Annotated in this window: 20 protein-coding genes and 4 pseudogenes; 12 read left to right on the forward strand and 12 right to left on the reverse strand. The window is 43.7% G+C overall.

Going from position 1 to position 24,643, the window contains the following annotated elements; all coding sequences use genetic code 11:
- Positions 1-130 precede the first annotated feature (130 nt).
- The 7 genes and pseudogenes from OCV36_RS23660 to OCV36_RS23690 all read right to left on the reverse strand — a co-directional run bounded on the left by OCV36_RS23660 (position 131) and on the right by OCV36_RS23690 (position 8,042).
- Positions 131-826 carry an aspartate/glutamate racemase family protein gene (locus OCV36_RS23660; RefSeq protein ID WP_135454285.1) on the reverse strand — a complete coding sequence of 232 codons (696 nt, stop codon included), beginning with the start codon at positions 824-826 and terminating at the stop codon, positions 131-133.
- 194 nt (positions 827-1,020) lie between these two features.
- A complete protein-coding gene (locus tag OCV36_RS23665) occupies positions 1,021-2,004 on the reverse strand; it encodes an HAD family hydrolase (protein WP_135454283.1) in 984 nt (327 codons plus the stop codon).
- A 363-nt stretch (positions 2,005-2,367) separates the two neighbouring features.
- A pseudogene (locus tag OCV36_RS23670) lies at positions 2,368-2,514 on the reverse strand (NADH oxidase); the annotation flags it as partial.
- A 163-nt stretch (positions 2,515-2,677) separates the two neighbouring features.
- Positions 2,678-4,180 carry a DUF1254 domain-containing protein gene (locus OCV36_RS23675; RefSeq protein WP_135454281.1) on the reverse strand — a complete coding sequence of 501 codons (1,503 nt, stop codon included), beginning with the start codon at positions 4,178-4,180 and terminating at the stop codon, positions 2,678-2,680.
- Positions 4,181-4,253: 73 nt separating this feature from the next.
- Positions 4,254-5,792: a sulfatase-like hydrolase/transferase gene (locus OCV36_RS23680; protein WP_135454279.1), complete on the reverse strand. Its 1,539-nt coding sequence runs from the start codon at positions 5,790-5,792 to the stop codon at positions 4,254-4,256.
- A 184-nt stretch (positions 5,793-5,976) separates the two neighbouring features.
- Positions 5,977-6,873 (reverse strand): LysR family transcriptional regulator, encoded by an 897-nt coding sequence (locus tag OCV36_RS23685; RefSeq protein ID WP_135454277.1) that lies wholly within the window; start codon positions 6,871-6,873, stop codon positions 5,977-5,979.
- 17 nt (positions 6,874-6,890) lie between these two features.
- Entirely contained in the window at positions 6,891-8,042 is a 1,152-nt protein-coding gene (locus OCV36_RS23690) for an anaerobic sulfatase maturase (protein ID WP_135454275.1), read from the reverse strand.
- Positions 8,043-8,284: 242 nt separating this feature from the next.
- Here OCV36_RS23690 and OCV36_RS25500 point away from each other — a divergent pair.
- The 4 genes and pseudogenes from OCV36_RS25500 to nfsA all read left to right on the forward strand — a co-directional run bounded on the left by OCV36_RS25500 (position 8,285) and on the right by nfsA (position 11,861).
- Positions 8,285-9,686, forward strand: a pseudogene (locus OCV36_RS25500) (DUF1254 domain-containing protein).
- Between the two features lie 110 nt (positions 9,687-9,796).
- Positions 9,797-10,126, forward strand: a complete 330-nt coding sequence (locus OCV36_RS23705) for an outer membrane protein transport protein (protein ID WP_261887538.1) — start codon at positions 9,797-9,799, stop codon at positions 10,124-10,126.
- Entirely contained in the window at positions 10,080-10,916 is an 837-nt protein-coding gene (locus OCV36_RS23710; protein ID WP_261887539.1) for an OmpP1/FadL family transporter, read from the forward strand. Before OCV36_RS23705 ends, OCV36_RS23710 begins: the two co-directional genes overlap by 47 nt.
- Positions 10,917-11,138: 222 nt before the next feature.
- Positions 11,139-11,861, forward strand: coding sequence for an oxygen-insensitive NADPH nitroreductase (gene nfsA / locus OCV36_RS23715; protein ID WP_135454273.1), 723 nt, complete (start codon positions 11,139-11,141; stop codon positions 11,859-11,861).
- A 146-nt stretch (positions 11,862-12,007) separates the two neighbouring features.
- Here the strand turns inward: nfsA and OCV36_RS23720 are convergent, their stop codons facing one another.
- A complete protein-coding gene (locus OCV36_RS23720) occupies positions 12,008-13,540 on the reverse strand; it encodes a phospholipase D family protein (protein ID WP_135454271.1) in 1,533 nt (510 codons plus the stop codon).
- 206 nt (positions 13,541-13,746) lie between these two features.
- The gene (locus OCV36_RS23725) at positions 13,747-14,037 is read right to left on the reverse strand and encodes a transcriptional regulator (protein WP_315972786.1); all 291 of its coding nucleotides are present in this window, start codon (positions 14,035-14,037) and stop codon (positions 13,747-13,749) included.
- A 41-nt stretch (positions 14,038-14,078) separates the two neighbouring features.
- Here OCV36_RS23725 and OCV36_RS23730 point away from each other — a divergent pair.
- The 4 genes and pseudogenes from OCV36_RS23730 to OCV36_RS23745 all read left to right on the forward strand — a co-directional run bounded on the left by OCV36_RS23730 (position 14,079) and on the right by OCV36_RS23745 (position 16,512).
- Positions 14,079-14,569, forward strand: a pseudogene (locus tag OCV36_RS23730) (dihydrofolate reductase family protein).
- Between the two features lie 139 nt (positions 14,570-14,708).
- Positions 14,709-15,174, forward strand: a pseudogene (locus tag OCV36_RS23735) (hypothetical protein).
- A gap of 224 nt (positions 15,175-15,398) precedes the next feature.
- Positions 15,399-15,689 (forward strand): putative quinol monooxygenase, encoded by a 291-nt coding sequence (locus OCV36_RS23740; protein ID WP_135454269.1) that lies wholly within the window; start codon positions 15,399-15,401, stop codon positions 15,687-15,689.
- Between the two features lie 148 nt (positions 15,690-15,837).
- Complete coding sequence (locus OCV36_RS23745) at positions 15,838-16,512, forward strand: Crp/Fnr family transcriptional regulator (protein ID WP_135454267.1); 675 nt, start codon at positions 15,838-15,840, stop codon at positions 16,510-16,512.
- 104 nt (positions 16,513-16,616) lie between these two features.
- Here the strand turns inward: OCV36_RS23745 and OCV36_RS23750 are convergent, their stop codons facing one another.
- The 3 genes from OCV36_RS23750 to OCV36_RS23760 all read right to left on the reverse strand — a co-directional run bounded on the left by OCV36_RS23750 (position 16,617) and on the right by OCV36_RS23760 (position 20,504).
- A complete protein-coding gene (locus OCV36_RS23750) occupies positions 16,617-18,101 on the reverse strand; it encodes a sulfatase family protein (RefSeq protein WP_135454265.1) in 1,485 nt (494 codons plus the stop codon).
- Positions 18,102-18,131: 30 nt separating this feature from the next.
- The gene (locus OCV36_RS23755; protein WP_135454262.1) at positions 18,132-19,379 is read right to left on the reverse strand and encodes an anaerobic sulfatase maturase; all 1,248 of its coding nucleotides are present in this window, start codon (positions 19,377-19,379) and stop codon (positions 18,132-18,134) included.
- A gap of 243 nt (positions 19,380-19,622) precedes the next feature.
- Positions 19,623-20,504 (reverse strand): LysR family transcriptional regulator, encoded by an 882-nt coding sequence (locus tag OCV36_RS23760; protein WP_017073633.1) that lies wholly within the window; start codon positions 20,502-20,504, stop codon positions 19,623-19,625.
- A 299-nt stretch (positions 20,505-20,803) separates the two neighbouring features.
- Between OCV36_RS23760 and OCV36_RS23765 the strand changes: the two genes are divergently transcribed.
- From OCV36_RS23765 to OCV36_RS23780, 4 genes are all read left to right on the forward strand, one after another.
- Positions 20,804-21,985, forward strand: coding sequence for an MFS transporter (locus OCV36_RS23765; protein WP_135454261.1), 1,182 nt, complete (start codon positions 20,804-20,806; stop codon positions 21,983-21,985).
- A gap of 388 nt (positions 21,986-22,373) precedes the next feature.
- Complete coding sequence (locus OCV36_RS23770; protein WP_017073635.1) at positions 22,374-23,132, forward strand: helix-turn-helix transcriptional regulator; 759 nt, start codon at positions 22,374-22,376, stop codon at positions 23,130-23,132.
- Between the two features lie 32 nt (positions 23,133-23,164).
- Positions 23,165-23,809 carry a helix-turn-helix transcriptional regulator gene (locus OCV36_RS23775; protein WP_054545930.1) on the forward strand — a complete coding sequence of 215 codons (645 nt, stop codon included), beginning with the start codon at positions 23,165-23,167 and terminating at the stop codon, positions 23,807-23,809.
- Between the two features lie 122 nt (positions 23,810-23,931).
- Entirely contained in the window at positions 23,932-24,603 is a 672-nt protein-coding gene (locus OCV36_RS23780; RefSeq protein ID WP_017073637.1) for a hypothetical protein, read from the forward strand.
- The last annotated feature ends 40 nt before the right edge of the window (positions 24,604-24,643 follow it).

Below are 24,643 nucleotides of genomic sequence, written 5' to 3' on the forward strand. Positions count from 1 at the left end.
TATCGCTTCATTAATTAACGACCTGCTTTTGTACAAAAAACTTTCACTCTAACGAATAAAAATTGTCCAAAAGAAAAAGGAGGACAATTGTGGGGACAAGACGAGGATCTAAAAAACGAGTCGCTAAAAGTTAATCGCTCGTCGCCAAACGCACAGCCGCTTCTGCATGGATGGCTGTGGTATCAAACAAAGGAACATCAGTGTGTTGTTGCTGAATCAGCAGGGCGATTTCAGTACACCCTAGAATAACGGCCTCAGCACCTTGCTGGCTTAGCTTCTCAATGATTTGACGATAGACAGCTCGAGATTCTTCTTTTACTTCACCTCGGCACAGCTCTTGGTAAATGATGTTGTGCACTTGTTTTCGGTCACTCTCATCAGGGATCACAACATCGATACCGAATTTATCGGTTAAACGCCCTTTATAGAAATCTTGTTCCATCGTGAAAGCGGTACCGAGCAATCCGACTTTCTTCACTCCTTTCTCAAGCAACTTCTGCGCCGTGGTATCTGCGATATGTAAGATAGGAATCGTGCTCTTCTCTTCGATCTCAGGAACGACCTTATGCATGGTATTGGTACAGATCAGGATAAAGTCCGCCCCGCCTTTCTCAACCGATAAGGCCGCGTCCGATAAAATGTCCGCAGTCTCAGCCCAACGACCTTGGTGTTGTAGCTTTTCTATCTCATCGAAGTTCACGCTGTACATACAAATCTTTGCAGAATTGAGCCCACCAAGGGTCGCTTTCACACCCTCGTTAATGGATTTGTAGTAGCTCACTGTCGACTCCCAACTCATACCGCCGAGCAAACCGATCGTTTTCATATTTCTGTCCCTTTAGATTCCGAGTAATCCGATTAAACCGTTATGCATTGCAAATTTATAGTACGTTCTTGCTTAAAATGAACCCAAAAGACCTTATTCCTTTCAAACCGTTCATACCTAAACCTCCGCTCATAACAAAGGCTCGTATTCAAAATACGAGCCTTTGTTATTTATGACCAACAATAAGCTTGACGTTAATACACCTCACACCAATCTGACTTAATATCGATCAGCGTCCAATCATCTCTAGAGTTTGCTTCATCTAATGCTTTATCGAGTTGGCCAACATGAGACTTACGATCGTACTCCCATTCGCGCTCGGCATCGGTATGGTGAACGATCATCGCCATTGAGTTTGGCTGGCTGGTTGCCCATTGCATCATCGCTTGGTCGCCATCTGAATTGCCGACAGCTAAAATAGGCTTCTTACCTATGATGTGTTGAATGTTCGATACTTTTCCGGCTTTGTCATCGATAGTCAAAATGGATGAGTCTTTAGTGACGGTAGGTTTGCCATCGTTATAGCTGTAGTTATATTTGAGCGCACTGCCTATTATCTGCTCAGAAGGGATATTATAAGCTTGAGGAGCCCACGCTCTCATAAAATCAACGCCTCCTCCCGAGACAATATAAGTCTTAAATTCATGATCTTGCAGGTAAGTCAGCATCTCTTTCATTGGCTGATAAGTAAGGTTTGTGTACGCTTTCTTGAAGCGTTCGTCTTTTGCTACCGCCAACCATTGTTTAACGTCTTGTTGGTATTGTTCAACGGTCATCCCTGAATGTGTCGCTAAAATGATTTTGAGTAACCCTTCTTCACCACTGCCCAGAACGCTCTCAATATCCCCTTCTAGTACAAACTTAAACGGTGCTTCCGTTTTCCATTCAGGATGCTCAGAAGCCATCTCTTTTACACGGTCTAGCGCAAAAGCAAGTTGGAAATAGTAAGGTTTTTCCGACCAAAGAGTACCATCGTTATCAAATACGGCTATGCGATCTTCAACCGCCACAAACGTATCGGATTGCGCTTTGGTGGCTTGACCTACAAAGTCCACAATCGCAGATTTGCTTTCACTATCTTTCCAAGAAGGCAACAAAGTGGGATCACAATCTTTAGCAAAAGATGAGAAGGAAAAACTGGATAAAATCGCGACTGATAAAAGGGTTATTTTCTTCATAGCACTACCATGTTGTTGAATTAATTACCGGGTTTAATTTAATTCATCCTAGTTGGTCTGCTCTGATTTTCCACTTATGAACACTATAACCGATGTTTATGTTGTCATGAGTGCCACAACGAGAGCCAGCCAACATCAAGGCTTACTGCTAAAAATTATTGTGATGAAATTTGTCATACCATCACAAAGACAAGTGCAGGTTAAGAGTGCTACACGACGTTTTTTTATTGAAAGTCTAAATTTAAAAGGAAGGCAAACAAAAAAAGCAGAACTTCAATTTCTCAAAGCTCTGCTTTAAAACTCCGTTGCTGTTTACGCCCTACGTTTGTTGAAAGCGTGCCAGCTAACGCTGAAAATCGTTTTTTACACCATACTGAATACACTTAATTTAGGGTCTGCATTCTTGCCAGATGCAATGCGCCATATCTGATGTTCATACCAAACTAGCCCTACCATCGCCATCTTGTCTAATGCGGATCTTGCCGTCATTGGCACCGTTAGCGGCATGCCTTAGCTAGGGTTATGTGGTTCATCACCTAGTGTTTCACTTATTGCAGATTTGATAATTCCATACCTATTCCCAAGCAAGTTTTGCTCAATAATAAAAAGCCAACTGCATAACAGCTGGCATTAATCGATTATAAACAAAACCTTAAACAGGCGATTTAAGTCATCACTTTATCGTGGGCTTTTTGACCTTAGTAAATGGTGTCGATTTCCATTTATCGGTTCTTACCTCTTCACCGGGCGTGTACATGCGTAACACTGAATACCATTGGTGATCGGGGATAGGTAAGAAGTTAGGATCATCTTCATGCCCTTTTACATCGCTACTCATGTAAATGGTGTAACTGCCATCAGCATTAGGCGTTAGCGTTCTGTCTCCACGGGAATGACGGTTTAACTCGTTTTTCTCCATCAATCGGGTTTCACCACTGTAGGCCGTGTATGACCAAAAACCACCCTCTTCTAACGGTGGCGCATCGAAGGTCACCGTGTAATCATACTTACTACCGTCGAGCGCACCACCTTCACTATCGAAGAAGTCACCGCTATACATAGTGTGCTTTGCAGGCAGCCCCCATTGACCCATTAAGGTGCCGTAGGCGTGCTGAAAGCTTGGAACCTTAGTCATTTCATCGCGAGTGCCCAATACGTCACGTGAATCATCAAAGCCCGCATTAATAATTCGCTCCAGTCCGTCTTTTTGACCAGACTCGATCATACTAAGCTGCTCTTTCGTAAATGGATGATTGGCTTTGCCTAATTCAACATCTCCTAAGCCAATGTACTCGAACAGTTCAACCAGCTTTTGGTCATGCGTCTTCATTGTTCCTTCAGACAGGATGAAGTTGGTTCGCTCAACCCAATTAGACTCTTCAGGGTCTGGATACTCGCGTACGACAGGATCTAGCCCTTTCTGACCTAGGTATTCCGACAACGTTCTAATATTCCATTGATCCATTAACTTTTGAGCAGTTGCAGAATCGTCACCGCCAAGGTCCATGATTCGACCCATCATCTTGACCAGCGGATGCTCGACATAGATGACTTGATCGACACTCGCAGGCACTTCACCTTTCCATCCTTCAACTGCATACATGAAACTGCCGCCTTTTGTGCCTCGCTGTGGAGAGCCAAAAGCCGAGTCAGTAAAGTGCTGCATATTCATGGTATGGAACAACCAATATCGATTTTCATCATGGTCTGGAATCGTAATGATGACCGGCTCTGCTGCTAGGCCCATCCACCCCATCAAGTGTAACGTGTCATTGTTAATCGTCGGATGCGCAGTGTAAGTGTCGTCAGCAAGTGTTCGAATATTTTGGAATCGATTCAAAGGGTAGTCTTGCTCAACGACGGTTTTGTAAAAGTATTTGTAGGCTTCATCTATTGAGTACGCGTACTCGTAGGCAAGTTGTGCCAATAGCTGATTATCCTTTTTGAGCGACGCTAAACTCGCCATCTCAACGGGTAGAGTTTCCGTTTTTATCGCCATAGCTGTGTTTGTTACTAAAGCTGCGTTTGTCGTCATGGTTGTTTTTGTTGCCATAGTTGTTTTTGTTGCCATAGTTGCGCTCGTCGCGTCCACGGATTGGCTCGCGAGTACCGGAGACGGAAGTGCAACCATGAAAGCACAAGCCAGTGCTGCCGCAAGTCTATTTTTTTTCATCATTTAATGTCCTAACTAAAAGCGATTACGGAAGGTGCGCTTGTTACAGCACACCTTGCATTAGTCGTATTTGGCGTTAGTCAGCAACCACTGATTTGTCTGCCATACCAATACCACCGGCTTTCTGTCTTGGTGGAAACGCTTTGAGTGACTTCTGATATTCCGCCGCTGATTTTTGCAGCTTTGGTAATACCCAAGACTTCTCTTTCATCCATAAGAACCAACCGCGAGTATCAGGGCTACGCTCGTAAGGATCAGCTTTGATGTTAATGAGCATCCCTAGTGGCCACTCTTCAGGAGGTGCAATCCACTCCGTTTTGGTTTTTAGATGCACTTTCCAATCATCCACTCGGAACGCATTCAAATCTTGCTCGTTGTAGAAGAAAAACTCATGACGTTGACTCGGCTCGCCTTTAGTCAACATGTCCAGTTGGTTATAACCATCCAAGTGAACTTGATAACGCTCGCCGTTTAACTCTTTTCCATCAAGCAGCTCTTGCTTAATGTCGCCTTCACCCACTGCAGCCATAATGGTTGGCACCCAGTCTTCTGAGGTCATGAAGCCATCGGTGTATTCACCTTGAGGGATTTTATCCGGCCAGCTCACCAACATAGGCACACGGAAACCGCCATCCCATGTCGTGCCTTTTTGTCCTCTGAATGAGGCAGAGCCGGAATCAGGCCAGTGATCTAGGTTTACGCCATTGTCAGATGTGAAGAGAATGATGGTGTTGTCGATTTCGCCCAAGTCTTCAAGCTTGTCGAGCAGCACACCGATCTGGTCATCCAGTTCGATCAAGCCATCGTAGTAGGTGTTGATTTGGCTCGCGCCTTGATATTCCGGACGCACGTGTGTTTTTTGGTGCATACGCGTCGGGTTGTACCACATGAAGTAAGGTTGTTCGTCTTTCTCTGCTTCATGTTTATCAAGCCAATTCGTCGCGAACTCCAAAAACTCGCCATCAACGGTTTGCATGCGTTTAGCACCTAAAAGACCTTTATCTTCAATCGTTTGCTTTCCAACCACACCAAACCTTGGGTCTTCTTGCATGTCCACACTCTCGGTAGCGACGGTGTGAAGAACATTGCGAGGGCGTCCTCTGAAGTTAGGGTCTGTTGGGAATTCCGGCTGTTCAGGCATCTCCATAACATTGAGGTGGTAAAGGAAACCGAAGAATTCATCAAAGCCGTGCACCGTTGGTAGGTGACTATTGTTATCGCCTAAGTGACTTTTACCGACATGCACGGTCGCATAGCCTTTGTCTTTCAGCATTTCGGCTAGGGTTGGATCTTCTTTTTGAAGGCCAAGCGAAGAGCCCGGCTGACCGACAGACGTTAAGCCTGTTCGGAAAGGATATTGACCCGTGATAAAGGCAGAGCGCCCCGCGGTAGAGCTACCTTGTGCGTAGTAATCGCTGACCATCATGCCGCGTTCGGCAATTCGATCAATGTTCGGCGTATCCACCGCGCCTAAACCACGGTGGTAGGCAGACAGATCCGTTGGGCTCACATCATCGAGCATGATGGCAACCACATTGGGTTGGCTCGCTGCATGTACATTGACGCTCGCGAGCACCGAAAGCGCCAGAGCGGATTTAACAAAAGACTTATACATTTATAACCCTCATTCACTATGAGTAAATCGCTGAAGTCACAACGAAATTGTGCATGTCTCAGCGAACCATTGTTGAGGCAAATAATATAAGAATGACGCCAAAAATGGCTTGATAGCCACTATTACGATTATTAATAGTGGCTGCGAGAAGTAGGCGTTATTTAGATGGAATAGTAGCGTGACACTAGGATTGAATAATCGACGTAATTTCTTTTTGAAGCCAATCCGTGAACGGGTTATTGCGGTTTGCTTGATGAGTAAACAGTGCCAACTCTCGACGATAGGTGTCTTTCAACAGCTCCGGCGGTAAATCGATACAGCGATAAGAGTGATCAAGCAAATAGCGGCATTTCGACGATGTAATATAGATAAAGTCACTGTCCTTAACGATCTCCAGCATCAAGTTCATATTGTTGCTTCTGAGCGCAATGTGTTTATCTAAGTCATATTTTTTGATCAACATTTCCGTCTTGGACGGCTGAATGTAACCAGGGATCATATTGATACAGAGTGGGTATTTCAGAATGTCCTCAAGGGAATTACCTTGAATTGGGTGGTCAACTCTTAACACCAACATGAACTTATCAAAGCCAACTGGGCGCTCGGTCAGGGTTTTATTGACCTCCATTGGAAGATAGCTCACTCCCCAACACATTCGGTTGGTCTCTAGAGATTGGACGCCGTTATCTAACCAAGGTGAACATTGAAACGTCACTTGCGGCGCTTCTTTGGTCAGCTTTTTAATTAACGGTACACCCACTGGAATCAACAATGGGGAAGGCAACATGATTTGAACCTCCCCTCTTAAATCTTCCAACCCCCACTCATCATTGGGTATATAAAGGTTATCTAGCTGCTCTAATAGCAGAGGCAACGTTTCGATAAGCTTCAAGCATTTTGGGGTAGGCTCAAGTCTTGCTTTATCTCTAACAAACAACTCGTCATCAAATTGTTCTCTGAGTTTACGAAGCATGACACTGATCGTCGGCTGACTTACGTTCAAGGCTTTGGCTGCACTCACCGTTTGACGAGTTTCATTAAGCACCAAAATGAGCCGCAGTAAGTTTAGGTCTTTGGTCATGCCCTACTCCAAGTGATTTAGAAAAGTGGAAAGTACGCTGGCGAATACCCTTTTTTCATCGCTTCTACCATTGGCAATAATTTGGGTAATGCGTGACGAAAAAACATCTCATACCCTTGGCACAAATGATTCATCGGACTGCCATCTTCGGTTGTTGCTATTCTGTTTTTAGGACAACCACCTTGGCAGAGTTCAACAAAATCACAACGTCGACAAGTGCTGTTTAACTCATCATATTTGTTGGTGCCAAACGCTATTTGTTCTGGTGAGCTCGCCATAGTCGCAAGATTATCACTGTTCATGGTGCCCAGTTGATGATCTTGGTACCCATAATGGTCACAACTGTAAACATTGCCGTCATGTTCAACCATTAATTGCTGCCCACAAGTCGCGCTGTGATGACACATTTGGCTTTGGTAACCCATCAACACCATTAAACAGTTTTCAAAAAACTGGATATACACTTTACCGACATCATTGGCGCTCCATGCATCAAACAAGTCGCAAAGAAATTGCCCCCATTGCTCTCCCGTTAACGACCAATCATACCCTGTTCGCCTGTCCAACTCATGATCGATACAAGGCTGAAACTGCATATAACCACTGCCATTTTCAACCAAAAACTGATAGATCGTTTTACCGTGTTTGTAGGTTTTATTGTTCACGACCGTTAACGTATTAAAATCAACATTGTGCTTCTTTAGATAAGACATCCCACGCATTGTGCGTTCAAAAGACGACTCGCCATTTTTGTCGATCCGAGCTATGTCATTCAGAATATTGGGCCCATCGATACTGATGCCCATCATAAAATTGTGTGTAGCAAAGAAGCTCGCCCAGCGATCGTTAATCATGGTTCCATTGGTCTGCATCGTATTCACGACGCGCTTTTTCGTCGCTTTGCTTGCCTGTGCTTTCATCACCGTTTCATAGAAATCGATCCCTCTTAACATAGGCTCGCCACCATGCCAGATAAAATCCACTTGCTGAGCTTTAATTGGCTGCGCGTCGATATGAGCACCGACAATTTGCCCCATCATGTCCAAAGACATTGACGATCTTTTATCGACATCTTGTCTATTGAGATAATAGCAGTAGCTACAGTCCAGGTTGCACTGAGCTCCTTCTGCTTTAATGAATAAGCTAAAAGGATAAGTAGATGTGTTCATATCGATTCCCGTACTTTTTTGCCAACATATCAACCGAAAATCAATCAAACAATAGCGTCTCACGCACCCTACCTGCACACGTCGTAGAGTCGCTTCACCACCCTAAATCAATGTTAATTAAAACAACCACTTGAAGGGTTAAAAGAGACTATTAACATCCTTAATATCGGCTATTACACTCCTTAATCTCACTTGCTCATATGATAAATGCCTAATTCTGTTCCTACGATCTAAGGTGTTCCATGAGAAAGCTGCTCTATAAGAAAAGTGTACTGACCAGTTTAGTGTATTCTTTGTCCAGTATTATCGCGATGCCATCCCTTGCCCAACAATCTATTCATCCTGAAGAAGAGCTCGCTTACAATCTAGGTGTTCAAGCATTTATCTATGGTACAGGCCCATTAACCGTGGCAGCGGTTAGGCAAACGACCACATCTGTTGATGCGCCGATGGACAACGCCATGGCACCATTGAATGAGATGGGTAAAACACGCGTTCTATCCGGACCTCAGGATAGAATTGTACCGACCGTCAACAACGATACGCTCTACTCACAAGCTCACTACGATCTGGATTTATCAGGTCCAATGGTGATTGATATTCCTCGCACCGATAACCGCTATTACATTGTTCAGTTATTGGATGCTTACTCGGATTCGATTGAAGATCTGCACGTGAAGAATGTCGGCGACCAAGGATCCAAAGTACTTTTGGTTAACAAAGGATGGGCTGGTGAAGTGCCAGAGGGAATTGATCGTGTCGTAGAGTCTCGCACTCCTATGGTTTGGTTAATTCAACGCACGGGTGTGTTTGGGGAGCAAGATCTCAATGACGCCTTGGTTACTCACGACAAATTCCTCAGCTACCCACTTGATCAACTCGGCGAAGAGCATGACATCGTAGAGCTCAAAGCTTCGACAGGTCGCATCCCACCCATGGCTAGGCCTGAAGGGTTAGAGTGGTATTCGCTAATTGACCGTGAACTACGTAAAAATCCAATTCCAGAAGATGCCGCCATCGTTGATCAATTCCAACAAATTGGTATTGGAGGATCGACCCCCCTTTAACCCTGAAGCGCTAACTTCAGCACAGAAAAAAGGGCTAATGCGCGCGATTGAGTCTTCACAACAGATCATTCAATACGCAGGTCGAAGCATCGGTGATGTCAATAATGGCTGGTCGATGATGTACGAGGGAGGCCGTTACGGAAATGATTATCTAAGCCGAGCGAGCATCAATATGCGTGCGGCTGGTTTGAATGTGCCAGAGCGAGCACTCTACCCAAATAGATACACGGACTCGAATGGCGAGCAGCTGTCGGGAGACAATCAATATCGAATGACCATGCCTGCCAATGCACCCGCTGACGCCTTTTGGTCATTGACTATGTACGATGCTGAAAACTTGTTCATGGTTGAGAACTTCATTCAACGCTACTCCATTTCAACCAATCGTAAAGATGAGCTGAAATACGCAGAAGACGGCACCTTGCCAATATGCATTCAATACGCAAAACCAACCGATCCTACGTGTAACTGGCTGCCTGCACCTCAAGATGACTTCTATCTTCACATGCGTCTGTATGAGCCGACTCAAGCCGTTCTAGACAATGAATACCCACTGCCACAAGTTAAAAAACTCTAGCTTCAATTAAGTAGATCAAGTCAATTGCCGCGGCGTTCTTAGTATTCGCTCGTGGCAATTCGTTCTATCCCTAAATACATGACTCATACACTGAAAATGAGGTTCTATTCTTGAAAACACCTTTCATCACACTGTCTCTTTTAGTAACAGCGATAGTCAGCTCTCTTGCTCACGCGGGAGGATTAAACCTATCTCAGATTGCGACTACCAAAAGCGTTGGCACAGCAGGCGCAGGAAACGTAACCGAGAACGATGCATCCGCAGTGATCACCAACGCTGCGGGGTTATCGGCCATTGAAGAAAGCGCTTGGATTCTCGGCGTTCAATACCTCGATGTTGAAACCACTTTTGTCCGTGACGATAACTCGGCTTCGACCACAGGAAGCAGCGCGGATGTTCTCCCTCACCTGTCTTACGCATCAAGGCTCAATGACCAATGACCAATGGGTCGTTGGCGCAGCATTGCACGCAGCTGGCGGCACTGGCGTTGAATACTCACACGGCGTTGGCGCGCACCCTGCTTTATTGATCAAAGAAAATAGCATTTCAGCACTCAACTTAACGTCGTCATTGTCATATCAAGTTAGCGAACAACTGTCTCTTGGTGGTTCTTTGATATTGCAGCACGCTGCGCTTGAAACTCAAGCATTGAATGGTCGAGAGCTTCAAGGAGATAGCCTCGACCTAGGGTTCGGCCTGAGTCTCAATCACCACATCAGTGACAACACACAATTGGGTGTCAGTTATCAGGGCCAATTTGATCACGACCTTTCCCTTGATAACGCCAACGCTTTTGGAATTAGCTCCGAACTGACATGGGTTCGAAGCTTAAACTTAGGGTTGAAGCATTCATTAAATGAAGACTTAAACCTTCTACTTAGCTCCAACATCGAGACATGGCAAGATTATGATGACAAATACTCAACCACCTATTCTCTTGGGGTTGGTGTGGAATACGCATATGAGGATTGGTTGCTGTACAGTGGATTGAGCGGTGACACGAGCCCTGTAAGCAGTCAAAACAGGGATGTGTTACTCCCGCTCGATAAACAGTGGCGTATCGGATTCGGCGCTGAGAAGAAGATATCCAATGACTTACATCTAGGATTGAGTTACCAATACCAAGATTTAGGTCATGGTGAAATTAATGCTGACTCAGGACTATTTCAGCCTTCTGGCAGCTACTCGACCAACAGAGTTCACTTCATCACTTTATCTCTTCGCCATTAATGCGAACTTTTGATCGTTCCATTCCTAGCTTCTAGCTTCTAGCTTCTAGCTTCTAGCTTCTAGCAAAAAATGGAACGAGAAAAGGATTGGCTAAGACAGCAATCCTTTTGATTCCAGGAATATCATACCGCCAAACAGAAAGGCTCTAACACCCTTTACGCTTATGGCAATTGTCGTTATTGTGATTCTCTACGTCATCATCACAAGGACTGCCTGAGACTTATGAACAGCACGATTGAAACCATTCTGGGGCACCGCTCCATTCGTCAATATACAAATCAACCGATTGAAAAAGCACAACTTGATATAATTATTCAGGCTGGTCTCGCGGCTTCATCATCGAGCTTACTGCAGGCTGTTTCTATTGTGAGAGTGACAGACACAGAGAAGCGCAAGTTGCTAGCTGAATACGCAGGCAATCAAGCTTACGTTGAGAACGCGGCAGAATTTTTGGTGTTCTGTATCGACTATCAACGTCATGCTCAGATTAACCCTGAAGTAAAAACCGACTTTACCGAGCTGACTCTGATTGGCGCAGTTGATTCTGGCATCATGGCGCAAAACTGCATGCTGGCTGCTGAGTCTCTTGGCTTAGGTGGCGTGTACATTGGTGGCTTACGTAACAGCGCGCAACAAGTCGATGAACTACTGGAACTGCCACAACACACGGCCGTGCTATTTGGTATGTGTTTAGGTCACCCTGCGCAGCAACCTGAGATAAAACCTCGCCTTCCTGCTCACGTGGTCCTGCATGAAAACCAATACCAGCCGTTAAGCCTAGATGAAATTGCCAGCTACGATGATTCGATGCAAAGCTACTACGCAAGCCGTTCAAGCAATCAAAAGCAAAGCAGTTGGTCACAGCAGATAACTCAAAAGCTGTCTGGCGAATCTCGCCCGCATATCCTGCCTTACTTGAACAGTAAACAACTAACGAAGCGTTAAGCCGTTAAGCCGTTAAGCCGTTAAGCCGTTAAGCCGTTAAGCCGTTAAGCCGTTAAGAAATTGCAGCAAACCACAGCAAACAGCAACACAAAAAAATGTCAGCGTATTATGCGCTGACATTTTTCATTTATAGGGTACGAGCTTTCTTACAGGTATTTTTCAATCGGTAATAACTGTAGGAAGCCTGACTGCATTCGTTCCCACTTACCCGTTTCTGGTTCGCTGTCCCAGCTTTGTTCACCTGAATACCAATACACGTCTCCGTCTTCGAGCTCCAAGCGCCAGCTGTTGTCTTCATTCATCGCTTGCTCAATGGTTTCTGCTAGCGTGCCAGCAATGACTTTATTCTCGATGATTAGAACCGACTCAGTATTAAGATACGTTGAACGTAAGTTGAAGTTAAATGATCCAATACTCGCGATGCTTCGGTCAAATACGACTGATTTGGCGTGCAAGCCATAGGCAGTCTCTGGGGCGCACTTAGTCGCGTCTTTAGTCGATTCTTCACATAATTTAGATTCTGGTTTGAGTTCAAACAGATCAATACCATGCTCTAGCATATCGGAACGTCTCCCAGCGTAAGCAGAGTGGTTGCTCACAAGATCATTAGAGGCCATTGAATTGGTCAGAGCCTTTATTTCAACGCTGTTGTTACTCAGAGATTGCCACTCATCAAGTTGGCCATCATCAAACACTAGATAAGCCGACTCAAGCAAGATTTCGTTTTCAGATTTGCTCGCTAAATCCGCAAGTAACACGGCCGTAGCTTTAGGCAAGTTGGTATCATCTGAATCGATAGGTACTGGCGGATCGTAAACAAAGCGAGCATTTACCCAAGTCATTTGACTCAATGCACCTTTCAACAGCTGAGTGCTCGATTTACTGTCTACTGGTAACTTAGGGTAATTTTGATAATGCGGAACGACAATATTATCTATCTTTGAGAGATCAGGTTGTTCGTCATCACCTAACATATCGACAGGGTAAGACCAACGGCTATTCCAGTATTCGATAAAACTCGTTTGGATGGTCGTTACTACAGAGCCCATCACCAACACATCGCGATCTCGGAAATTGATTTCATCAGAGAGATCGAAGTATTCATCGCCAATGTTACGCCCGCCCACTACAGACAAAGTGCCATCGACGGTAAACGACTTATTATGCATACGGCGATTTAAGCGAGAAAAATCACCAACAAAGCTCAGCCATTTACTGAAACCGCGTCGTGTCGGCGTTGGGTTGAAGATACGAATCTCTACGTTAGGATGCGCATCCAATGCCGACAATAAACCTTCACGTTCATTGAGGTTAATGTCATCAAGCATCACTCGTACTTTTACACCACGCTCTGCAGCCGCTAACAAACGACTGGCTAAGTAACTGCCCGATACATCAGAATTCCAGATGTAGTATTGAATATCGATGGTGTGTTCAGCCGATTCAACAAGTGCCAATCGCTGAGCCAATGCATCCCAACCAGATTCTTGTAAACGAACAGCAGTGGTTGCTTGCTCTAATACTTCAGGTTGATATTCACTGGCTAAAACCGACAAAGTGCTAGGTTCAGGAGAGGTTTTCGGTTCAGCTGGGTGGTCGATGCCTTCGGGTAATGAAGAGCAGCCGCCGAGAATAGCGACTAAAACTAAGGTTAAACTGATGCGTTGGAGCACAGGCATGTGTCTGACTTCCTTTTCACGGTAACGTCTTTAGAAACTGTCCCAACAGCTTTGCGATTAACAATCTGTTTAGGTCTATTCATTGATTATTACTGCTAAAACCTGAAATTTATAGGTAATTATCGAGTATAAATGAAACATCAGTACTCCATCGTGAGCAGCACATCACTAAACCACGCCCTGAAATCTTCACCTTTGTTCTGAAATTACCGCGATTTCAGCTGTTCGATGCCCAAGCAATAAAGGCTTAAAGGCTTTCTCACCATCTCGATGGTAATCTCCGTTCTATCTAGATTACAGTTCAGTGCTAGCGCGTAGCCATGCAGATAGTCCACCAGCAAATGAAGAGCGTCTTCCGCTTGTTCTGATGTTAGATCCAAAGGACTCAACACCGCTTCAAAGCGTTCACTAAACACCTCGACAGGCCCAAGAGACTTCATCGTCAATAGAGTTTCGAGCGACCCACGATAATCATTCAGTACCGACAGATAACTCACACAGAGCCGATAAAGGTTTTCTTGCCAGTCTTGACGGTTACATTGCAGACAAACAAAGTGGCTTAGATTGGCTGCAAGCGATTCCATATCCTGACGGTGATGACATCGGTTACAACGCTCATACCGATCGTATCGATGCGCTGGTCATGGGATGTAATACAATGGATATGGTTTTGAGCTTTGGCATTGATTGACCTTACAACAAGCCAGTATACGTACTGAGCAACACTTTAAATGAATTACCTCAAGAGCTTGAAGGTAAGTATTTTTGATGAAAAGCAAGCTTAAACAGATTGTCACGGATTTGAACAACCAAGGCATGAACAATCTGTACATTGATGGTGACGTCACCATTCAAAACTTCATGAAAGAAGACCTGATTGATGAGCTGATCATCTCGGCGATTCCTATCGTTCTTGGTGGTGGTTCTCCATTATTTGGTGACTTAGTCTCTCCTCTCGACTTTACACTGAAAGGCGTCACAACTTACCTGGATGAGGTTGTACAAACTCACTACTTACGTAAGCGTTAAACTATTGTTCATATAAAGAGTATGTAACGATCAACACCGAAAACATTGTTCACGCTGCATAACCTTTATAGTCCCTACTAAAACCTCCCCTAAAGTAGTACCATTTATCGTATCTCATTCTTAATGGTATCTGGATTTTATGAAGCTTTTAGTCGATCGCACGGGTGAACAATTTGACTGTTCAATTCATTACCAATGAAGGCAATCGAAAGGGTAAGCCGTTCCAAGATAACTTAAGTGGATTATTCCTCACGGGGTGGAAGCCGCGCACCACTTCAACCGCCATCGGATTAGAACGCTTTAAGCAAGGCAAGCTTGAAGATCCCAAAGTGAGTTTCGCATTGCACCAACTCTATCCACTGGGTCGAGACGTAAAATTACCTTCCGGTGATATCGCTACAGTCGCAAGTTACGCCAATACTCATAGCGATGGTTACTATATGTTTGTGCGCCTCAACGATGAGTTAACACGACTCAAGATTACGCCCGATTGGGAACTGCAACCTTCCGCTCAAAGATTGGCTCTGCCTTATTACCCAACCCCAAGAAGCCAGCAAGAACTCGACAACATTGATGACTTTGATGCTTGGGCGGGCGGGTTTTAATATTCTTCCACCTACGCCCTTTAGCCTATAAACCTCAATTATTATCAAATAATTTTTGATAATAATTCCAATATAGAACGGTTTATCGTTTGGAGTATTCCTACTATTATTTACCCATCGACACAGACTACGGTTCAATAAACATAGACTCGTTCTTTGAGCTAAGAAGCCCTGTGACAAAGAACAACACCATTTCGGTGAACTCAATAATATAGGTAACGAACATGACTCAACTGACTATCGTCGCAAACATCGTGGCTAATGAAGACAAAATCGAATTGGTTAAAACAGAACTACTAAAGCTGATTGATATTACCCGTGCGGAAGAGGGTTGCATCAACTACGACCTTCACCAAGACAATGAAAACCCAGCGCATTTCACTTTCTACGAAAACTGGACGTCTCGCGAACTTTGGCAAACACACATGGGTAATACTCACCTTGCTGAGTACATGGCTGCAACGGAAGGTAGTGTTGCGTCATTCACACTCAATGAGATGACGAAAATCGCTTAAGTGTGAATAAAAGATCACTGCCAGACACCTAAATATATCAAGCCCTACAGTCTTTACTGCGGGGCTTTTTAGTTACTTTTGTTTTACTGTTTTTCTTATACAATGACCTATTATATCCTCTGAAAATAAACTCTGAGCTCATCACTTTATGCTGATCACTGAAGATGATATTTACTATACATCGCATATCCTCGACTTCTTATCTGAAAACGAAGAAGCCTTATCCTTTCGTAAGCATACGATGAAGAAAGGCGATCCTATATTTCAACAAGGGCAAGAGATAAACGACATCATCTTCATTACTGGTGGCGCTATTTCTGTCGCTCGTAGCTCGCGTTACGGTCGTCGATATCAGTTAGGGACATTCAACCACAATGGTTTTCTCGGGCTTATGGAGTTGTTTTCTGGGAAACCCTGCTTCTACGCGGTGAAAGCAGAATCTGATTGTGAAGGGTTCATCATTAATGGGGCAATATTTGCCGAACTTATCTGTCAAACACCTATTCTAGCGGCGCACACTTTCAAGCATCTGACCTCCAAATGGTATTTATCGGTCGAGAGAATGTCGCGTAATATTCTCCACTCCATTACCTACTGTGTGATTGACGACTTGCTGCAGTTCCACAGCATGAATCCAGATAAAGATTACATCGTAAACAAAAGCCTAGAGTGTGAAAGGTTAGGCACAAGCCTGCGTGTTTACAATCGAATTTTAAAGCAATTGAATGACAGCGGCGCGATTTCCGTTACACGAAAAAGCATTCGTATCATCAGCCTAGAAAAACTCGAAGCGACTCGTTTGAAAGAGTCCGAAAAGCAATAACGCCACTCACACTCGTTTCAACGCTTTCCACAAACAAAAACGGTGGCACATAGGCCACCGTTTATTTCGACTATCAATAGTCACTAGCTTGAACGCACTATGGGTTAGTTCCAGAGTTCATGTTTAATGATGTCCTCAGTGGTGAAGTTAGGGTAAGCCATCTTCCACATGTTCAAGCCAGAATATTCATCACTGGAGTATTGAGCAAAAAACTCATCCAGCGCTTTTGTCATCGTATCTTGAACCACTTGACGTGGTGGTTCTGCGATATACGCCTCCCCCATTGGATTACTCAAATCATACCAATGGTCGATAGGCTCATTTTTCTTATTGTAGTAACGCACCAACTTCCAATGACCGTTAGTGATCATTCGTGCATTACCACGCTCTGAGAATTGGTACTGGCGCCAATCACGAACGCGCTCACCCTTCATCATAGGTAACAAAGACTTACCCGGGCCGTAGCTCGTATCATAGCCTTTACCATTGCTGGCGAGCTCCATGATGGTGGTATGCAGATCTAAGATATCAACAAATTCACCACGTACTTGCTTCTGACGCACCATGCCTTCAGGGCCTTTAATGATGAAAGGTACACGAATTGTCTCTTCATAGAAGTTGTATGGGAAACTGGCATTGATCTTACCGTATAGACCGTATTGTCCCATTAACAAGCCATGGTCAGAAACAAAGGCGATGACAGTATTGTCCATCAAACCGCGTCCTTCTAAGCCATCAATCAACTGGCCGACTTGCTCGTCCAATAGAGTCACCGCCGCCAAATATTGCGCGAGTTTCTCTTCATGATCAGATGGCACTAAAGTATAAGCACTCATGTGTTCGAGTACTGAGTTACCACCATAAGAGACCACTTTATGTGCGATATCACGGTATTTCTCTACCAAACGCTCTGGTAGACCTTCAAAAGGGAAATGCGGCTCAACATAGTTAAGGCTAACAAAGAAAGGTTTTTCGCTTGGCTCATCAATGAATTTGATCGTCTCTTTGGTTAAGAACTGCGCTTGAATACCTGTGTGTTCTTCATTCTCGCCATCTCGCGAAAACAACACGGTTCCTGAATGTAGGTATTGGTTTTTCCAACCCGCCTCTAACGCGTCGTAACTTAACCAACGGTCAAAGCCACGAATCGGCTCTTTGCTGTCAGTTGTGGCATGCCACTTACCAATTAAAGCAGTACGGTAGCCTTCATCTTGCAAGCGCTCAGACAACAATTTTTCGCCATCCAGCCAATCAGCATCGTACTTAGGATCTTCCGCTAAGAAGTCATAAACACCATGCTGAGAAGGCATTTTACCGGTATGAAAAGAAGCGCGAGCAGCGGAACTTACCGGTGCTGGTGTCATACCATTTTCGAAGCGAACACCAGTCTCAGAAAGGTATTCTAGATTCGGGGTTTCAACATATTGGTTGTGATGGCTTGTGGCCCAATCACCAAGATCGTCGGCCATAATGACCACAATATTCGGTTGTTGGGGTTGTTTGACTTCTTCAGCGATAACACTGCCCGAGCAGGTCATTGCCGCGAGAGTAAACGCTTTTGAAACTGCACTAAGCGGAAATTTTTTCATGTTCGACTCCATGAATATTCAGGGGATGAGTTATTGGGATTCTTTGTTTTGGATGATTTGCATGATGGCAGCAGGAGGATGCCCGGCTTGATAGAGTTTCTTCATAAGATCAATGTAAGGCGCTGAATACGAGAAAAACGTTTTATAGCCATGGCAAAGGTGGTTTTGATTTGGCTTACCCGAAGAGGAGAAAGAAAAACGATGTTTAGGGCAGCCGCCATTGCACACCGCACGATATTCACAACGCAGACAATCTTGAGAAAGCGAATGCTTTTTATCTTGACCAAATTCTTGGTTCGCGCGGCTTTCGTTTATCTCTTTGATGGTAGTGGTATGGATATTCCCAAGCTTAAATTCTGGAAAGACATAATGGTCACAAGCGTAAATATCGCCGTTGTTTTCCATCGCAAAGGCACTGCCACACGTTTCGGAAAACACACACAATTGCGCTGGCTGGCCACATGTCATTGCGAAGGTATTCTCAAACAACTGTACCCACACCTTTCCGACATCTTGGCGTACCCACTCTCTAAAAATTGCGGCCATAAACAAGCCGTAATGTTCTGAACCCACACTCCAATCACACAGAGATACCGCTTCCGACCGCCCAGGATGTAACAGTGTTAAGCCATCTTCTGTTTGCTGCTGTGCTTCGCGTTCAACAAGTGGAATAAACTGCATGTGCTCACTTCCGATTCCTTTAAGGTAGTGATACACCTCTAATGGGGATTTGGCGTTCACATCACTGATAACGGTTAGTGTATTAAACTCAACACCAAAGGATTTGAGCAAATCGATCGCAGCTTCGACTTTGTGATGGGTGGGTTTTCCTGAGCGTGTTTTACGGTAGGCATCATGCAGATGTTGTGGGCCATCAATCGAGATGCCAATTAAGAATTGGTGGGCTTTGAAGAACTGACACCACGATTCATCAAGTAATAAACCATTGGTTTGCAGAGTATTGGTGATGGTTTTACCTAGGCCGAATTTGGCTTGCAGAGCGACGGCTTTTTCAAAAAAGGCCAACCCAAGCAACGTAGGTTCGCCGCCTTGCCAAGCAAAGGTCACTTCATTGGAGGATTGCGCTTCAATATGTTGGATAACATAACGCTCTAGCGTCGCGTCATTCATCTTCCAAGAAGTCGATGAACTGGCAGATTCGGGGTAGAGTTTTTCTTTTTCAAGATAGAAACAGTAGCTGCAATCAATGTTGCATTTAGAACCCGAAGGCTTTGCCATAACATGACAGCCTTGAGGTGAAAAAGTATCAATACCCATCTGCGATTACCTATTCAATTTCGATATGCGCACGCTAAGAATTGATAAGATTCATCAATAGGACAAATGTCCGAAAGCAGTGGTTTTAATTAGCGAAAACCCGTAAACGCTACTGAGATCACATCCTCCTATCGAACCTCAATACAACAATATGTTCACTCTACACATTGATACGAATCCCCGATATCAAACGATTCAAATAACGGTCTGCTCGTGAACTGTTAAAGAGTGTTTAATTCTTACCTACAAGCTCAAACGGGGCTGAATAAAATCGAGAAACGCCGAGATACGCTTGGATACCGATGACGACTTATAGAACACCGCATTCACCAATTCTCTGTCTGTATGATTCAATTTCACGTGTTCCAATACAGGGATCAATCGACCTTCAGAGATATCTTGCTGCACCATAAAGCCCGACAAACACGCAATGCCATTTCCTGCCAACACTAACTGTCTGACGGTTTCACCACTGCTGGCTTTGACGTTGGGCTCAATATAATGGTGATTGGGCAACGGCCATTGATTCAGTACCTTATTATCCGAAAAACCGACCGTAAGGTGACTACTGAGATCGTCTGCCTTCTTTGGAATACCACGCTTTGCCAAATATTCCGGTGAAGCGACCATATACAACAAACTCTTACCCAATGGTCGTGCATGGAGTGTTGAATCGGCCAACTTACCAATCCGTATCGCGACATCGGTGCGCTTTTCTAACAGATCAACAAAGCCTTCGTTTGAGGTTAGCTCGAGCTCGATATCTGGATAAGCTTCATTAAATGATTGAACCAAAGGCACCAACTGATGAAATACGAATGGGCTGGCAGCATCGACCCGTAATCGGCCTTTTGGCAGTTCTCCGCGCGATACGATTTCCTCTTCTGCACTCTGGATCATCTGCAAACCGAGCCGCACTGAATCCACAAACTGTCGTCCTTCTTCGGTTAGCTCAACACGCCTTGTGGTTCGATTAAAGATCGACACACCCAATTGTGATTCAACCTTACTAACGGAGCGAGATACCTTCGCCACCTGCACATCCAACGCCTCTGCCGCCGCTGAAAATCCACCTGCATCAACTACGGTCAACACCATTTCCAAATCATCTGATCGCGTTAGCATAAAGATCCTTATCTATTCTCATCGCGGCTGAAGTTACTAGAGTGCTTAGTTACTAGAGTACTTAGCTAACTGACGTTTATTCGTTAAACATTTAGCGGATCAAGCAACGCACAACCTACCGTTTACCTACCCAATTATTATTGCAGATAACACAAAAGTTATTTGTTAATAGTGGCATTTTTCACAAATATATTTTGCTAGATAATCCTCGCCATCAAACGAAGCGCTCTTATTGCGGTTACAAGCTGCCCCATTTTATCGCGCTCAATACCTAACACTGAATAGTAAGAGAGATGATTATGCCTTTAGCATTACTCGCATTGACGCTCAGCGCCTTTGCCATAGGAACCACAGAATTTGTTATCGTAGGTTTGATTCCTACGATGGCGGCCGACCTGAATGTATCACTGCCATCAGCAGGCCTATTAGTGAGTTTATACGCGCTTGGTGTTGCCATTGGCGCACCAGTATTAACGGCGTTAACCGGAAAATGGAACCGTAAGTTAGTACTGCTAAGCGTGATGGCCTTGTTTGTTGTCGGTAATTTATTAGCGTGGCAGGCTCCAGGCTATAACACGCTGATCGCCGCACGAATTTTGACTGGCCTCGCCCATGGTGTGTTTTTCTCGATTGGTTCAACCATCGCTACTGGGCTGGTCTCAAAAGACAAAGCAGCGAGCGCAATCGCGATCATGTTTACGGGTTTAACTGTTGCATTGGTAACGGGTGTGCCGTTGGGTACTTACATCGGCCAAACATTTGGTTGGCAAGCTACTTTCTTGATCGTTGCTCTGCTTGGCCTTATTGCTCTTATCGGCAGCGCTCTCTTGGTTCCAAATAATCTTAAACAACCACCAGCCGCTAAGATTTCAACACAATTAAAAGTTCTAACTCAGCCACGCTTACTGTTGGTTTACGCTATCACAGCGCTCGGTTATGGCGGCACATTCACAGCCTTTACGTTCCTTGCTCCAATACTGGAAAACGTATCAGGGTTTGATTCAAGCTCAATCAGTCTCATCATGTTGGTTTACGGTGTATCAGTGGCGATAGGTAACATCTGGGGCGGCAAGATGGCCGACAAAATGGGCCCAATCAAAGCGCTCACCGTTATCTTCTCTGGTTTAGCCGCAGTATTGGTAGTGTTCAACTTTACGGCAGTCAACCCATACGCATCAGTTGCTACCATTTTGGTTTGGGGAGCCTTTGCATTCGGCAACGTTCCAGGGCTACAAGTGTATGTAGTGAAACTGGCAGAGAAATACACACCGGACGCAGTCGATGTGGCATCAGGGCTCAACATTGCAGCTTTCAACGTGGGTATTGCATTAGGCTCATGGGGTGGTGGTTTGATTGTCGCGAAATCTGGATTAATGAACACCCCTTGGGTAGGTGCTGTGATTGTCTTAATCGCTCTTGTTTTAACTCGACTCAGTGGTGCTCTGGATAAAAAAGACCAAGAAGCACGCGCCTTTGTCTAAAGCATTTGAATAGCGGATATAAAATAAAAGTGGCGAATAGGGTTTCTATTCGCCACTTTTTTATCTGATTAGTGAGGGACATTCACAGATGACTTAATCACTAATACCTGATATAAGCCAATCAACATTGCTCCAATAAGAAATCAAACACATAATACTAAAGTATAGGTTTAATTATAAATTAAATTTATACTTTTAGTTATTTTGATTCAGATCAATATTAATTTTAATTTTTAACATTTCAAAAAAGTAACACCACGTTTATTAACTTTTCACCCATTTGGGTGATGATAAATATGTCACTTGATGACTAATATCTATTCAACACACTCATAAATATAACACTATACTTGAGCTATCCATTGACTGTAAATTTAAGGGATTAGAAATGCAGATATCAGAAAATAATATTCCGCTAGATAATGGATTCCATAAGTCCCCTTCAGAGTTTGAAGAAGAAATAAGAGGAGGCCTCATAGAAATTGGGGTTGAACATGTCACTTTAGTTATCATGTCAAAAAACAAAGACCTTATATTCAAATATATTCAAGGTCTTAGTAGTAGAATTTCGATATCTAAACGAGTAACAGAGAAACTGGAATCTTACCTATCTTCACTCTCAAAAGATAAAAAAGGTCAGTTATGTCATAGCTTAGACACAACTATCGAAAATCGAATTTTTGATCACGAAGAGCTTTCGATAGTTAAAAGTGGCCTAAATAACTACTCAATCTTTGATGAACTTTCTTACGACTATGAAATTTTCATTATTTTTCATAGCGTCAATACACTCAAACAAGACGACATTCGTCAGCTTGAACTTATCTGTGATATCACGATCGCTTGGGCAAATTCTTGGATAGCCCATCATACTATGTTATTGCATTGGAACCGCTACTCTGAGCCTAAAACTAACCACTTAGCGCCCACTCTTACAAAATCAGAAACTGATGTTTTAGACCTAATAATCAGAGGGTTAACGGGTTCAGAAGTCGCACAAATACGCAGTGTATCTAAAGAAACAGTAAGAACTCAGATTAAAAGTATTCTTCACAAAACTCAATGCAAAAACCAAAATCAACTGATATCACGCTTTGGTCAAGGTCAATGGCTAATGACTCAAACAACACGCTCAACTTACACGTAACTCCGTCGAAAAAGCAATAAGGTAAGGTACTTATGTCACACCACCTTCCATCTCCATATATATGTTTAATGACTAGAGATGCTGTTTTATCTCGGGTCATACGAGACATTTTGAAATTTGTATTCCCATTGAATCAAATTCAAGTTCTCGAGTCGTTTTCCGAACTTGATATCAATTATCGAGGCATCGTCATTTACGATAGACAAACCATACCCATGCCAAATAAGTGTGGTTTACCCATCGTAAACAGGCAGGATAAGTGGATTGCAATCAATACCACAAACTCCAGTTGTTATGATTATTTGCAACTTGGATTTTTTGGCCAAATCGAAACCAATCATTTTGAATTCTTACCTAAGGCAATTAAATCTATTCAAGATGGTGAACTATGGTTTCCTCGCCATGTTATGGAGAGTTTTATTATTGACTTATGCATTAGCGATACAACAAAAACACCAATATCTATAACAGAAAAAGTTACAGCGAAATTTTCATTAACTAAAAAGGAAAGACGTGTTTTTGAGTTAATGTTGCAAGGATTTTCGAACATTCAAATAGCAAGAGACACAAATGTAAGCATAAATACCGTAAAGACTCATGCTTACAATGTAATGTCTAAGTTGGATGTTCATTCTAGACATGAGTTATTTGCAAAGGCTCATGAGTTAACCGTTTAAAATTAGCACTCTTTTCATACCTATTTATTAGATATATCACCCACCGTTGCGAGGCATATATCGTAGTTACAAATTATTATCTATTTGTTGTCAAAAATAACACAGGTAATGAGGGAATAATTATGAAAAAGTTAATGATAGCAGTAGCGGTAGCAGGGGTGATGTTTAGCGTAAATAGCTTTGCACACAATCATGGAACAGCTCCAGTTGGAGCGAAAGTAATCACATTTCAAAACCTTAATGACAATATGTTTGCGAATGCTGGTGCTTCTGATGGTGCACATATTCGTATGGAAGGCACAGTTCCACAACGTTGTATTTTAGATCTGCAAGGTCAACGTCAAGGCAAGGGTAAACCTGGCAATGGCGATATTACTTTAACCAATATGCTTGATGATGCCAAAAACACACTCAGCATCGGTAATAAAAAGCCGGTTGCCAAGCTACGCGCATGGTGTAACTACGGCAACTCAATGGAAATCGATATGACAGCGACACCTTTTAAAATGATCACTCGTTATGGCTTAGCTCTAGGAAAAGAGCGTATCGACTACACATTGGCAGCTAATGATAAATCAGTGTTTGACACTCGTAATGCATCCAATAGTCCATTTGGTTATACCGAAGGTAGCTTCAAAGTAAATTGGTCAGGGGAGCATCAGCAAGAAAAAATTGCTGAAGTACCTCTTTCAATCACGACAGCAGGTGCTGCGCTAGCGAGAGCTGGTAATTACCGTTCAACCGTTTACGTGAAACTGCAAGCTCAAGCATGTCATCGAGGTTCTTGTAACTAACACTAAAATCAGAGCCCACCTCACGTGGGCTCACTTTCCC

Origin of the sequence: Vibrio echinoideorum (genome assembly GCF_024347455.1) — a bacterium.
Taxonomy (GTDB): Bacteria; Pseudomonadota; Gammaproteobacteria; order Enterobacterales; family Vibrionaceae; genus Vibrio; species Vibrio echinoideorum.

Bases quoted from the DNA above. Each gene is read 5' to 3' on its own strand.
- OCV36_RS23660 (WP_135454285.1), bottom strand. From the start codon at position 826: ATGAAAACGATCGGTTTGCTCGGCGGTATGAGTTGGGAGTCGACAGTG.
- OCV36_RS23665 (WP_135454283.1), bottom strand. From the start codon at position 2,004: ATGAAGAAAATAACCCTTTTATCAGTCGCGATTTTATCCAGTTTTTCC.
- OCV36_RS23675 (WP_135454281.1), bottom strand. From the start codon at position 4,180: ATGATGAAAAAAAATAGACTTGCGGCAGCACTGGCTTGTGCTTTCATG.
- OCV36_RS23680 (WP_135454279.1), bottom strand. From the start codon at position 5,792: ATGTATAAGTCTTTTGTTAAATCCGCTCTGGCGCTTTCGGTGCTCGCG.
- OCV36_RS23685 (WP_135454277.1), bottom strand. From the start codon at position 6,873: ATGACCAAAGACCTAAACTTACTGCGGCTCATTTTGGTGCTTAATGAA.
- OCV36_RS23690 (WP_135454275.1), bottom strand. From the start codon at position 8,042: ATGAACACATCTACTTATCCTTTTAGCTTATTCATTAAAGCAGAAGGA.
- OCV36_RS23710 (WP_261887539.1), top strand. From the start codon at position 10,080: ATGTTCTCCCTCACCTGTCTTACGCATCAAGGCTCAATGACCAATGAC.
- nfsA (WP_135454273.1), top strand. From the start codon at position 11,139: ATGAACAGCACGATTGAAACCATTCTGGGGCACCGCTCCATTCGTCAA.
- OCV36_RS23720 (WP_135454271.1), bottom strand. From the start codon at position 13,540: ATGCCTGTGCTCCAACGCATCAGTTTAACCTTAGTTTTAGTCGCTATT.
- OCV36_RS23740 (WP_135454269.1), top strand. From the start codon at position 15,399: ATGACTCAACTGACTATCGTCGCAAACATCGTGGCTAATGAAGACAAA.
- OCV36_RS23745 (WP_135454267.1), top strand. From the start codon at position 15,838: ATGCTGATCACTGAAGATGATATTTACTATACATCGCATATCCTCGAC.
- OCV36_RS23750 (WP_135454265.1), bottom strand. From the start codon at position 18,101: ATGAAAAAATTTCCGCTTAGTGCAGTTTCAAAAGCGTTTACTCTCGCG.
- OCV36_RS23755 (WP_135454262.1), bottom strand. From the start codon at position 19,379: ATGGGTATTGATACTTTTTCACCTCAAGGCTGTCATGTTATGGCAAAG.
- OCV36_RS23760 (WP_017073633.1), bottom strand. From the start codon at position 20,504: ATGCTAACGCGATCAGATGATTTGGAAATGGTGTTGACCGTAGTTGAT.
- OCV36_RS23765 (WP_135454261.1), top strand. From the start codon at position 20,804: ATGCCTTTAGCATTACTCGCATTGACGCTCAGCGCCTTTGCCATAGGA.
- OCV36_RS23770 (WP_017073635.1), top strand. From the start codon at position 22,374: ATGCAGATATCAGAAAATAATATTCCGCTAGATAATGGATTCCATAAG.
- OCV36_RS23775 (WP_054545930.1), top strand. From the start codon at position 23,165: ATGTCACACCACCTTCCATCTCCATATATATGTTTAATGACTAGAGAT.
- OCV36_RS23780 (WP_017073637.1), top strand. From the start codon at position 23,932: ATGAAAAAGTTAATGATAGCAGTAGCGGTAGCAGGGGTGATGTTTAGC.